The following is a 12,915-nucleotide window of genomic DNA, read 5'->3' on the forward strand; positions in this document are numbered from 1 at the left end:
AATGCTTTCAATGCATCTTTGCGCATTTGAAGCAGATATTATGGCAAAAAAGAAAACACTGATAGCCATTGTAGGTCCGACTGCTGTTGGAAAAACTGCAATGGCTATTTCATTGGCTCAATATTTCAATACCGAAATTATTTCTGCCGATTCCCGGCAGTTCTATCGTGAGATGAGCATTGGCACAGCAAAACCGGATTCGGAAGAACTGGCTAGCGCTCCTCACCATTTTATAAATTCACATTCCATTACGCAAGATTATTCCGCGGGGGATTTTGAACGGGAGGCTTTGCTCAGATTGGATGAACTTTTCAAGCAGCATGATGTGGTTATCATGGTTGGCGGATCTGGGCTTTTCGTGCGGGCACTTTGTGAGGGATTAGATGATCTTCCTAAAGCAGGGGATGAGGTCCGTGAAAGGCTCAACAACGAAATGATCCAACTGGGACTTGAACAGATGAAGGAGCGATTAAAAACAATTGATCCGACCTATTATCAAGTAGCCGACGTAGATAATCCACAGCGCGTGGTTCGTGCTTTGGAAGTATTTGAGGCAACAGGTAAACCCATGTCATTCTATCATAAAAAAGACATGGAGAAAAGACCATTTGATATCTTGACAATAGGCTTAAATATGGATCGCTCCCAATTGTATGCCCGGATCAATTTTCGGGTAGATCGGATGATGGAAACAGGATTGTTGGCCGAAGTAAAGTCATTGGCTCCTTTTAGGAATAAACCGGCTTTGTTGACGGTAGGTTATGCGGAGTTGTTCGACTACCTTGATGGAAATATCAGTTTGGAAGAAGCTGTGGATAAGATCAAGCAAAATTCAAGGCGTTACGCAAAGCGGCAGATTACCTGGTTTAAAAAATATGGCGAAACCTCTTGGTTTCAACCTACTGAGACTGCTGCGATTATTGAGTTTATAAACAGCAAGCTAGCTGATGACAATGAAAAGAGCTAGTTGTATCTAATGACAATCTATCAAGGGACTTAAGCCAATAAACCGGGATGGGATTGTGCGCTGATCCCTTAACGAAAAAATGAGTCAATAAAAGACAAACAAGCGTAAAAAAAGGCAGTTGGTAATCACCAACTGCCTTTTTTTATTGCGGATAACCTGTTTATTTTACCAGGTAGTTCCATCCAAATGGATCATCTACTTTGCCGTAGCGTAATTCATTCAGGTAATTTAATACTTTATTGGAGAACTCGCGGCCTTCTACCGGCGGCAGGTTATAATCTTGTCCTTCAAATCCAATACGGCTAATGTGCGTAATTGTTGCAGCTGTTCCCGCAGCAAATGCTTCAGTCACTGTTCCTGCCTTGATGCCATCGATAAGCTCCTGTACGGATACCTTACGCTGTTCGGTTTTATAACCCCATTTCTCCGCCAATTCCATAATTGTACGGCGGGTTACACCATGTAAGATGGTGTCACCGTGAGGCGTAATGATGGTATCACCGATACGGAAAATTAAGTTTGCAGTACCGGCTTCTTCGATATACTTGTGCTCAGCGGCGTCAGTCCACATGATTTGATCGTAGCCTTCATCGTTAGCCAATTGCGTCGGATAAAGCGATAGTGCATAATTACCCGCATTTTTCGAGAAACCAACACCACCTTCAGCAGCACGGGTATAGTAAGTTTCAACTTTTAAACTGATTGGTTTACTATAATAAGCACCTACTGGCCCAGTGATAATGATAAATTTGTATGATTTGGATGGGTGCACGCCTAAGGCACCTTCAGTACCAAACATAAATGGACGTATATATAAAGAAGAACCTTCTTTAGCCGGAACCCAATTACGGTCAATATCCAATAGTTTGTTTAGACCATCCATAAAAATTTCTTCAGGAACCTCTGGCATCTGAAGACGTGCTGCAGATTTGTTAAACCTCTCCCAGTTTCTGTCGGGGCGAAAGATACTCACTGTGCCATCGGCGAATTTATAGGCCTTAATCCCTTCAAAAATTGCTTGACCATAATGTAAAGCTGACATCGAAGGACTTATGCTGATATCTCCGTAAGGGACGATGCTGACATCTTTCCATTCACCATCATCATAGTCTGCGACCAGCATGTGGTCGGATAATATCTTTCCGAATTTTAGATTGTCGAAATCTACTTGCGAGAGTCTTGAATTTTGAGTTGGCTCTACGCGAATTGAATAGTTCTCTGTCGCGTTCATCTTATTTTTTATATTACTTAGGCTAAGTTAGGAAAAATTGAAATATAAAATGCACTTTGCTATGATAATTTCCCGTTCAGAAAAATGCCTTTTATTTCGGACAGTCATTCTCCAATTTACTACACTTCCCCTATGAAATTGAAAAATAATGGGGGCGAATCTCCAAAAGAGTGTCGCTGTTGATTAAATGTATTAATTTTATGTTAATTAATGCTATTTCTTAATTTATGGCATAAAGTTTGGCAATAAAGACTGCGATCACGGATGGGCAATGGATCGCTTAGCGCTGTAAAATCACTTATCATAAAATAAACTTAGTATGGAATTGACTCACCGTCTTAACAAAAGCAATGAAGTAACATCGGGTGAAACTCGCGAATTGTTACAGCGGGATGTTGAAATTCAAAAGAAAGGTATTTCTGTGAATTTTATCCTTGGTTTTTTTGTGTTTTTGTATAAAACTGCAATCAAACCCTAAAACAAGAAGAGATTAGCCAAGATGATATCGTCAAGATCTTGGCTAATCTCCCAAAGTATGATCTTCCGGTCAGCTCTCCAAAATTCTTAAAAGTGGATCCAGATATTCTCTATTATTACTCAATCGAGGAACCTTATTCTGTCCACCCAATTTGCCTCTGGATTTCATCCACTTATAAAAGGTATCTGCCGGTGCATTATGAACGACTGGCGGTCGAAGTGCCATGTTCTTAAATCGTTTTGCATCGTAATCCGAATTGATTTCCCGCAGCTTGGCGTCCAGTATTTCACAAAAACGATTAAAATCATTTGGCTGCTGTTCAAATTCGATGACCCATTCGTGTGCTCCAGCTTCGGCATCTTTAAAATATACTGGCCCTGCGGTATAATCTTTTATACGTGCATTTGTTAATTTGCTGGCTTCGGCAAGTGCTTGTTCGGCATTGTCAACGATTACTTCTTCACCAAATGTGTTGATGAATTGTTTTGTACGTCCGGATATCTGAAAACGGTAGGGCGACAAGGAAGTGAATTTGATCGTATCACCTATTTTATAGCGCCATAGGCCAGCATTGGTAGAAATAATCAAGGCATAATTCTTGCCGATTTCTACCTGATCCAGGCGTAGCGTAGCGGGGTTTTCCTCATGCATGCGTTCCGTGGGCAGGAATTCGTAATAAATTCCATAATCCAACATGAGCAGAAGGTCTTCGGAATCCGATTCATCCTGCAAACCAAAATACCCTTCCGAGGCATTATAGTTTTCCAGGTAGTACATTCTGTCCGAAGGAATAAGCTTATGGAACTGCTCGCGGTAGGGTTTAAAGCTCACGCCGCCATGACCATAAAATTCCAGATTTGGCCATACTTCCAGGAGGTTGTCCTTACCTGTGATTTCCAATATACGTTTGGCCATGACAATATTCCAGGTTGGTACACCGGCCAGGCTGGTGACATTCTCTTTAATGGTAATCTGCGCGATTTGCTCAATTTTCTCTTCAAAATTCGGATTTAAAGTGACCTCCATATTGGGAGTCCGTTTGAATTCCGCCCAAAAAGGAAGATTGCGGATCAGGATGGATGATAAATCACCATAATAGGAGTCCGGACTAAAGTTGTTGATCTGGGAGGAGCCGCCAATGACAACAGATTTTCCTGTAAAGACGCGGTTTTCAGGCCTATTGTGGCAGTATATCGTCAACATATCCTTTCCACCTTGAAAGTGACATTCTTCCAAGGCCTCTTCGCTCACCGGTATAAATTTGCTGCGGTCGGAGGTTGTCCCAGATGATTTTGCAAACCATTTGATGTCAGAAGGCCACAGAATATTCTGTTCACCTTTGATCATCCGATCGACGTAACCTTTGATATCGTCATAGTCCTGTATAGGTACACGCTCTTTGAAGATTTCGGGTGTAAGTATACTGGTGTAATCGTACTTCTTTCCCCATTCCGTCGCCTCGGCAGTGGAAATTAAACTCTGGAACCATTCTTCTTGTACATCGTGGGGATACTTCATGAAAAGCTCGATCTGATGAATCCTTTTTTTCATGAACCAAGTAAAAATGGAGTTTAATAGGGCCATAGAGAGTATTCGTTATGCTTTAAAATTTTTTCCTTCTTAATTCAAAATGACGACCGAGGTAGAATTTACGTGCCAGCTCATTATCGGCAATTTCTTCCGGTGTGCCCGTAAGCATAATCTTTCCTTCGGTCAAAAGATAAGCTCTGTCCGTAATGGACAAGGTTTCCTGTACGTTGTGGTCGGTGATGAGGATACCAATATTACGTGTTTTGAGTTTCGCAACGATCGTCTGTATTTCCTCTACGGCAATCGGGTCAACCCCCGCAAAGGGCTCATCCAATAAGATAAACGATGGATTTGCCGCTAGGGCCCTGGCGATTTCCGTACGGCGGCGCTCACCCCCGGACAAAAGGTCACCTCTATTTTTACGGACGCGGTGCAGGCTGAATTCGGATAACAGTTCTTCCAGCTTGGCCATGCGTTCTTCTTTGTTGGGGTAATGGATCTCCAATACTGCAAGGATATTATTTTCCACAGATAATTTTCGGAAGACAGATGCCTCCTGAGCCAAATAGCCTATTCCGCGTTGCGCACGCTGGTACATCGCGTCCTGTGTGATCTCCAGGTCATCCAGGAATACTTTGCCCTCATTGGGTTTGATCAGTCCAACAATCATATAGAATGATGTTGTCTTTCCGGCACCATTTGGCCCCAATAACCCGACAATTTCTCCTTGCTCCACATGAAAGGAAACGTTGTTCACAACTGTACGTTGTTTATATTTTTTTATGAGATGTTCTGCCTTTAAAATCATCTTCTTGATCTATCTTTTCGCTGTATTGTTCTTTCCTTAAGCATCTATTCCTTTTCAGTTGTCAAAAAAAATCAGCTAACACTGAATCTGATATGGAAATTGCTGTTGGAACATTTTCGTACAAATCTATGGTAAATATATTTAATATCTTTTTAGAATTATGTATTTAGATGCTAGTATTTAGATCTGAAGAGTGCAGCTATTTTAAGAATCTAATTATACGCATTATTCAAATTAAAACCTTAATATTGGATTCCTTTGATATTTAGTTGCAAGTTTCTTTTATTGCGCCACACATTCTCTTCGATGCTATAACAGATGTCGAAACTTTGTCCTGAATTGATATGGTCAATATGTTCTGCTAATCCAAAACCGATGCAATCAAAAGATGCGGAATCTTCCTGGACAACGGTCATTTTTAAATGATTTGTACCTACAGGGAAAGCCGGTCCCACTGAACTCACCTTTTTGCTCAGGAAAATTGGCGACTCATTTTGCGGGCCGAAAGGTTCAAATTGTTGAAGGATACGGAAAAACTTGGCGTCTATATCTTTCAGATGAAGCTTAGCATCGATCTGGATCTCCTGTGTCAGCATTTCGGGGCTAATCCGTCGGGCGACAACTTCTTCAAAGCGATCTTGAAACAGACTGACATTTTCCAATGACATCGTCAGGCCTGCAGCATATTTATGACCTCCAAATTGCTCGAGCAGGTCAGCGCATTCGCTCAGTGCTTCATATAAATCAAATCCGATCACCGATCGACAGGAACCCGCGATATGGCCATTTGTTTCCGTCAATATAATTGTGGGGCGGTAATATTTTTCGGTCAATCGCGAAGCGACAATACCGATGACCCCCTTATGCCAGTCGGATTTGTATAATACGGTAGATTTTCGGCTCTTGAGAACAACGTTGTCTTCAATCAGCGCCAGCGCCTCTTCGGTTATTTTGAGATCAAAATCTTTGCGGACATTGTTTTGGTCATCAATGCTCGAACTAAAGTCTTTTGCTTCCTGTAAAGATTTTGAAATTAATAACTTGACAGCATCTTTGGCATGGTCAATGCGGCCAGCTGCATTGATGCGTGGGCCGATCTGAAAAACAATATCATTGACCGTAAATATTTTTGTTCTATTATTGGATAGGTCAATCAATGCTTTTAATCCCACACAGGGATTAGAGTTGAGCTTGATCAGTCCGAAATGGCTTAAGATCCTATTTTCGCCCGTAATTGGGACGATATCTGAGGCAATACTGACGGCAACCAGGTCTAAAAACTGATAACAGGTATTGATATCCATGCCATTGGTCAGAATAAAAGCCTGGATGATCTTGAAGCCGATACCACAACCCGAAAGTTCCTTATAGGGATAATCACAATCTGCGCGTTTTGGATCCAATACGGCAAAAGCCTTTGGAAGTTCTTCACCAGGAAGATGGTGGTCGCCAATGATAAAGTCGATCCCCTTTGTGTTGGCATAGTCGATTTTATCAATAGCCTTAATCCCACAGTCCAATGCGATAATTAAAGAAAAACCATTGGCAGCGGCGTAATCAATGCCCTGGGTGGATATGCCATAGCCTTCCGCGTAACGGTCGGGAATATAAAATTCCAATTGACTATGAAATTCTCTGAAAAAGCTATAGACTACAGCGACAGCGGTGGTACCATCCACATCGTAATCACCATAGATCAGGATCTTTTCTTTGTTGCCGATAGCCTGAATGATTCTGGCGATGGCCTTTTCCATATCCTTCATCAAAAAAGGATCGTGCAAATCGGACAATTGTGGTCTAAAAAACTGTTTCGCTTCGTCAAAACTTCCAATTCCCCTGTTGACGAGCAACTCCGCTAACACAGCGTTGATATTTAATTCCTCGCGCAGTTTGTTGGTTATTTTGACATCAGTTTTAGATTTTAGTACCCACCTTTTTTGCATATCTTTGCACAATATTTTAAGTGTAAATATACGTTTTAAGGCTGGACTTACCTAATTCCTAAACCCGGTATTGACCACCCGTTGCTTAACGTGCATATTCCCAATGTTTTAAATATGGTACAGGCATATTCTTTATATGAAGGTTCTTTTTCCGTTGATAAAAGTAGAAAATTTGTTCCTTTTGATCCTTCTGTAGATGACCCAAAAGATCGCCCGGGATCCATGTTTATCCATGTCCACCCTTTTTTGATCAAAACTACGTCAGGTATTGTGCTCTGTGATACCGGCCTGGGGCATACCGATGACCGCTGTGTGCTGAAGTTGCACAACAATATCCGCAAATTGGGGTATGAACCCGATGATGTAAAATATGTGTTGATGTCACATTTGCATAAAGATCATGCCGGCGGTATGGTAAGTATGGAAAGTGGCTCCCCTCGCATTGCATTTCCAGAGGCTGAATATATTGTGCAGCGGGGAGAATGGGAGGATGCCTACTCCGGAATTTCCGCGTCATACCGTACCGAGATTTTTGATGTGGTCCAACGGAGTGGAAATCTTGTGTTGGTCGAAGGTGAGGGCCAGGTAAACGCGGAGATCAGCTATTCGCATAATGGCGGACATACAGCACATCACCAGGCCTTTCATATCTGTAGCAACGGACAGCATTATTTTTTCGGAGGTGATGTACTGCCTGAGCCAGAAGAAATTGTTCATAACTACGTCGCTAAATACGATTTTGACGGAAGACGCTCCAAAGAGCTACGGCAAGTGTACTGGGAAGCGGGAGCTCCAGCGGGTTGGATCTTCCTGTTTTATCATTCCAAAGGGATTACCCTTGGACGTGGCCAACAACGTCCAGATGGTAGCTACAAACTGATCGAGGCAAAGTAAAAATAAAGCAGCTGAAAATAGATCATATACCAATCAAAAAGCCTCATGGATGTTGAGATCCATGAGGCTTTTGCGTAAGGCTTAATATCCGGCATTCTGCGGGAAAGCAGCACCAGTATTGCTGTCAATGACTTCCTGTGGGATAGGCCAAAGAATAAATTCTTTTTTGACCACATCTTTAGATTGTGGGTTAAGTGCCTGTACACGGCGTAGGAAAACGTCTGCTCCGAAACGAGATAATGTCATTCTGCGCATTTCTTCGCCCATAAGCTCTCTTGCACGTTCATCCAATATAAAATCTTCGTTGATTGCCGAGGTATTTATTGGTGAGGCTTTGGCCCGGGAGCGCACAATATTGATGGCATCTTTTGCTAGGTCCGGTTTATTCGCCCGCATGTATGCCTCGGCCAATAAAAGATAAGTTTCTGCCAATCGGATTTTGACCCGATCTTTCATGTTACCTTCAAATGCCGGGTTTGCTGCGGTTTTCCCATAGAAAAATTTGGTAATGGTTGGAAATACATTGCCAGAAGACATTATGGCATCGGTTAGCTCAACCTTTTTGCCATAAAGTTCAGGAACGGAAGGATCATTATAATACCAGTCCCGTTTGATATTGTAAGGTGAATTTCTAACGTCTTGTTTTTCATAACTATCCAACCACCATTGGTAAGGGCGTACGTGGCCAAGACCCCTACCGCCTAGTGAGTCGGCAAGGGCAAAACCTTTTTGTTGGGAATAAAAAGGAACCCATGCACGTTTGCTCCAGTCGGTATAATTGTCTCCACCTCCCTGGGTATTGTATTCCAGCTGAATTGCCCATATAGTTTCTTGATTGCCAGACGAGCGATTTTGATTGTTTTCGATAAACATATCATGGAAATAATCACCCGCTTTATCTTTCTCCGCTCCAAAGCGTTGATCGTTCAGTTTAAAATAACCGCTTTGAATGACCTTATTTGCTGCTTCTGCAGCGAGGTCAGGCTGTCCTGCCTGGATATAAGCCTCTGCAAGGTAATGCAATGCGGCCCATTTTGTCAATTTCCCTTCCTGTACAGTCCCAGGGTTGTCCGGAAGGTTGTCTCCAGCATATTTGAGGTCGTCAATCATATGTGCCAAGACTTCAGCTTTCGCTGTACGGGTAAAATCGCGTCGTGGTGTTGCTGACACCTTGTCTACCCAAGGCACATCGCCATAGAGGTTGATCAAATAACGATAGCTATATGCACGGAAAAAACGGGCTGTAGCTTCCACACGTTTTGGATCATTCTCCTTGTCAGTCCATTGGATTGTGTTTTTAGTTAATGCTTCCAGGATAATATTGGTATTGCCGATAAAACCATAGGCATACTTCCAGTAATTGCGTACATAAGACGAAGCTGGGTTTAGGCTATAATTGCTAAAAGGTGCCAAAGTTGCATCGGTTCCTGTAGTTTTAATCGCGACAATGTCTGTACCGACCTGTAGAGCCTCCTGTGGGGTCGCCCCCTGAGAGAAGATGCTGTTGTTCCAGGTCCAGAATTCCATGCGGGCGTAAGCATAAAGGCCGTTCAATCCAGTTTCGAAACCTTTTGTATTGATGTATGTATTATCTGGCGATTGAAAACTGCTGGTGTCTTCGTTTAAAAAATTTTTGCTGCAACCGCTAATGACTAAGCTTATACCGGCAATGACTGCATATAAAGTTGTATTTTTTTTCTTCATGATGTAGAGATGTTAAAATTGAACATTTAATCCCAATGAGACTGTCCGGGCAACAGGATAGGGGTAGGCAATATTTGTTGTCGTTGGATTTCCTGTTGTTGAACTGACACCCAATGCTTCCACATTATATCCTTTTATCTTGGAGAATGTGTAGACATTGCGGGCGTTGATAAATGCTCTGACAGAGGAAAGATTCAAACGTTTTAAAAAGTCACCTTCAAATGTATAACCTAAACTCAGATCACGGATCCGCCAATAGGCTGAATTGATGTAATAAGTATGGTTGTTGACAGGTGTGTAACCTGGAGAAGGTATGTCTGTACTTGGATTCTGTGGGGTCCAATAGGGCATATCTGCGAGATAATTAGCTCCATTGTTCGGTAAAAAACGCTCTATATTTTTAAAATCATCCACTTTTGTGCCGCCAAAAGCACCGTTCATAAAAATGGAAAGAGAGAAATTTTTGTACGTAAAATCATTGCCGATACCAAGAGTGTAGGGTGAAATTTTGTTGCCCATGACCGTGCGGTCACTCGCATCTATTTTACCATCGTTATTTAAATCAGCTAATTTCGCATCACCTGGTTTCGCTTTCGGCTGATAAGAGTTCGCAATATCCTCACCTTCCTGCCATACCCCAATCACTTTGTAATCATAAAAAATACGAATCGGTTTACCGATAAGCCAAGCATTTGTCAAATCATCCTTACCATCTGCACGCAATTTGGTTATCTTATTGTTATTGTATGCAAAATTAGCTGTTGTATTCCATTGGAAATTGTCATTTTTGACGTTAACAGCATTCAATGTGATTTCAAATCCCTTATTGGAGGTTTCACCAATATTATTCAAAATCGTATTGTATCCATTCATCACCGGTACTTGTTCACTCAGTAAGAGATCTGTTGTCTTGGATGTATAATAGTCAATTGTTCCCGAAAGACGATTTTGAAGAATGCCAAAATCTAAACCGACATTTAAAGATGAAGTAGTTTCCCATGTCAGATTGCTCCCACGGCCATTGAAATTCATCACTAGCCCTTTGACAGGGTCTAATCCATAGATGTAGTCTATATTCGTCAAACGATCATAGGTCTGATAGGGAGATACCGCCTGATTTCCGTTTTTACCATACGAAACCCGCAGTTTTAGCAGATCAAAGTATTCTTGCACACTCCCTTCTTTGGAAATGACCCATGCCCCGGCGACAGAAGGGAAGAAAGCATACCTGTTATCAACAGAAAACGCGCTATAACCATCCGAACGGCCTGTCAAAGTTAGTAAGTAACGATCTTTGAATGAATAGTTGATCCGTCCCATATAAGAAATCATCGCGGTGTTCTCCAGCTTCGATTCCATTTTTAGGTTTTTTGAAGCAGAAGCCATGTTATTGTAGCCGGCGTCCGAAACAAAATCATCGCCAGTCATTTTAGATGTCTTGAGATTGGTCTTTTGCGAGGAATAAAGTCCGACCACGTTAATTTTATGATCACCAAAACTCCGGTCGTAAGTTAGGAGATTCTCCCATGTCCAATCCCAGAAATGATCATTTTTTATTTCTCCCCGTCCATTCACACCCCGGCCCGTCAGGGTATTTGAACCATAATAAGAGTTTTCATTGATATTTCTATAATTTGTGCCGAACGTAGACTTGAAGCTTAGTCCTTCAATCGGAAGCTTGACATCTAACCAAGAGTTTGCATAAACAGTCCGTCTAGTTTCATCCCATTGACCATTTTCGTCAGCGAAAGGGTGACCCCATAATGTCTGTGCGTACATTGGATAGGTGACTGCTGTACCGTTTTCATCCCGGTTTTTGCTATAAGGCGCTAGTTTTACCACGCTCTCTAAGTTGGGTTGAATACCCTCACGGTTTCCCTGTGTAGCCTGCATGGTCAAGCCTAGTTTGAGCCATGAATTTAGGCTTTGATTGAGATTTAGATTGACATTATAGCGTTCGTATGGTGTATTTTTAACTACACCATCCTGATTGAGGTAACTTACTGATGCATAATAATCGGATTTATCAGTACCACCAGAAAAGCTGAGTTGATGTTCGTGAATCGGAGCCCCGCTGTTAAAAACTTCATTTTGCCAATTGACTTCTTGACCTTTCTTATATTGTTCAAGTACATTCGCAAAAAGGTAGTTTTCGGGGTTAAGCTGGTCACCTGTTTTGCCTTTAGAGGCTTGATAGTCACGCATAAACTGAATGTATTGTGGACCATTCATCAATTTCAGACGACGCTCTACACTCTGCAATCCAAAATAACCATTGTAATTGATGCGTGCTTTTCCGGCAGCACCCTTTTTGGAGGTGATTAGGATGACGCCATTTGCCGCCCGTGAGCCATAGATGGCCGTAGAAGAGGCATCTTTTAATACGGAAATGCTCGCAATGGTATTAGAGGCAATATCACCCAATGATCCGCTGAAAGGGATTCCATCCAAAATTATCAATGGACTGTTGGAAGCGGAAATTGAATTTTCACCACGTATATTGATCGCTGCGGTTTCTCCTGGTTTAGCATTTCCAGAATTGATGGCTAAGCCAGAAACCTTGCCCTGGAGCTTGTCCACGATATTCGGAGAATTGATCCGATCTAAAGATTTCGCTTCCACAGTGGCAACACTACCAGTAAGGTCGCTTTTCTTCTGTTTACCATAACCAACAACGACAACCTCTTCCAGCATGTCTTCGGATTTTTTCAAGGTTACTTCAGCGACTTGAGAAGCTGGTAATTCCTGTGCAATAAATCCGATGGAATTAAAGACCAATGTGGCATTTTGTGATGTGACTGTCAGTGTAAATCTACCATCTTGTCCAGTCGTGGTGGCTGCTGTTTTGCCTTTCTCTGATACTGTAACTCCGCTGATCGGTTTTCCAGTTTCGTCCACTACTTTTCCCGAAATGGATTGTTGAGGGACAGCTTGGGCAATGGCAGTCTTAGGATTATTGGGACGCGCTGCTACATAAAAAGGCGCTGCTACTGAGAGAATTGTTAGGGGTGTCAGTAGAATGAGGTGACTCTTTTTGACCATAGTGTGTAATTTAGATTCGCTAGTTTTATTGGCGGCAAGTATAAAGAAATTAAGCGGTGCCGTTTCTTTGCATCTTTGAACAAACGATTGCACGAACTACGAAAACGTTATAGAAATTCATTTTTGTAATAAAATACAACACCGTGTTTTAGAGCCTATAACTAGGCAGTCCCCTCTATGTATGGCTGGTTTAAGGCAGCATGTTGGCATATATCAATAATAAGTATTAAAATTATCGTATTCGTTTACGTTGAGATAGAACCTTTAAAGCTCGTTTTTCTGATCTTTTTTTAGTATATTGGGGTAATCTGCTTGTTC

At 41.9% G+C, this 12,915-nt stretch carries 8 protein-coding genes; 2 read left to right on the plus strand and 6 right to left on the minus strand.

From position 1 onward, the window contains the following. Positions 1-40: 40 nt before the first annotated feature. Positions 41-967, plus strand: coding sequence for a tRNA (adenosine(37)-N6)-dimethylallyltransferase MiaA (gene miaA / locus BWD42_RS23310; protein ID WP_077438900.1), 927 nt, complete (start codon positions 41-43; stop codon positions 965-967). A 160-nt stretch (positions 968-1,127) separates the two neighbouring features. Here the strand turns inward: miaA and BWD42_RS23315 are convergent, their stop codons facing one another. From BWD42_RS23315 to recJ, 4 genes are all read right to left on the minus strand, one after another. After that, positions 1,128-2,198 carry a branched-chain amino acid aminotransferase gene (locus tag BWD42_RS23315; RefSeq protein ID WP_077438819.1) on the minus strand — a complete coding sequence of 357 codons (1,071 nt, stop codon included), beginning with the start codon at positions 2,196-2,198 and terminating at the stop codon, positions 1,128-1,130. Between the two features lie 547 nt (positions 2,199-2,745). Further along, a complete protein-coding gene (locus BWD42_RS23320) occupies positions 2,746-4,260 on the minus strand; it encodes a GH3 auxin-responsive promoter family protein (protein WP_077438820.1) in 1,515 nt (504 codons plus the stop codon). Between the two features lie 19 nt (positions 4,261-4,279). After that, positions 4,280-5,014, minus strand: coding sequence for an LPS export ABC transporter ATP-binding protein (lptB, locus tag BWD42_RS23325; protein ID WP_077438821.1), 735 nt, complete (start codon positions 5,012-5,014; stop codon positions 4,280-4,282). Between the two features lie 242 nt (positions 5,015-5,256). Continuing rightward, positions 5,257-6,957, minus strand: a complete 1,701-nt coding sequence (recJ, locus tag BWD42_RS23330; RefSeq protein WP_077438822.1) for a single-stranded-DNA-specific exonuclease RecJ — start codon at positions 6,955-6,957, stop codon at positions 5,257-5,259. Between the two features lie 114 nt (positions 6,958-7,071). On the opposite strand from recJ, the gene BWD42_RS23335 reads away from it, so the two are divergent. Then, a complete protein-coding gene (locus BWD42_RS23335) occupies positions 7,072-7,851 on the plus strand; it encodes an MBL fold metallo-hydrolase (protein ID WP_077438823.1) in 780 nt (259 codons plus the stop codon). Between the two features lie 81 nt (positions 7,852-7,932). Here BWD42_RS23335 and BWD42_RS23340 read toward each other — a convergent pair whose 3' ends face one another. Together BWD42_RS23340 and BWD42_RS23345 are read right to left on the minus strand one after the other, a co-directional pair. Then, a complete protein-coding gene (locus tag BWD42_RS23340) occupies positions 7,933-9,555 on the minus strand; it encodes a RagB/SusD family nutrient uptake outer membrane protein (RefSeq protein WP_077438824.1) in 1,623 nt (540 codons plus the stop codon). A gap of 12 nt (positions 9,556-9,567) precedes the next feature. Next, positions 9,568-12,597, minus strand: coding sequence for a SusC/RagA family TonB-linked outer membrane protein (locus BWD42_RS23345; RefSeq protein WP_077438825.1), 3,030 nt, complete (start codon positions 12,595-12,597; stop codon positions 9,568-9,570). Positions 12,598-12,915: the final 318 nt, after the last annotated feature.

This window comes from Sphingobacterium sp. CZ-UAM (genome assembly GCF_002000245.1).
GTDB lineage: Bacteria > Bacteroidota > Bacteroidia > Sphingobacteriales > Sphingobacteriaceae > Sphingobacterium.

What these genes read in the sequence shown, in the direction of transcription:
- miaA (WP_077438900.1), top strand. Translation starts at nt 41, where the DNA reads ATGGCAAAAAAGAAAACACTGATAGCCATTGTAGGTCCGACTGCTGTT.
- BWD42_RS23315 (WP_077438819.1), bottom strand. Translation starts at nt 2,198, where the DNA reads ATGAACGCGACAGAGAACTATTCAATTCGCGTAGAGCCAACTCAAAAT.
- BWD42_RS23320 (WP_077438820.1), bottom strand. Translation starts at nt 4,260, where the DNA reads ATGGCCCTATTAAACTCCATTTTTACTTGGTTCATGAAAAAAAGGATT.
- lptB (WP_077438821.1), bottom strand. Translation starts at nt 5,014, where the DNA reads ATGATTTTAAAGGCAGAACATCTCATAAAAAAATATAAACAACGTACA.
- recJ (WP_077438822.1), bottom strand. Translation starts at nt 6,957, where the DNA reads ATGCAAAAAAGGTGGGTACTAAAATCTAAAACTGATGTCAAAATAACC.
- BWD42_RS23335 (WP_077438823.1), top strand. Translation starts at nt 7,072, where the DNA reads ATGGTACAGGCATATTCTTTATATGAAGGTTCTTTTTCCGTTGATAAA.
- BWD42_RS23340 (WP_077438824.1), bottom strand. Translation starts at nt 9,555, where the DNA reads ATGAAGAAAAAAAATACAACTTTATATGCAGTCATTGCCGGTATAAGC.
- BWD42_RS23345 (WP_077438825.1), bottom strand. Translation starts at nt 12,597, where the DNA reads ATGGTCAAAAAGAGTCACCTCATTCTACTGACACCCCTAACAATTCTC.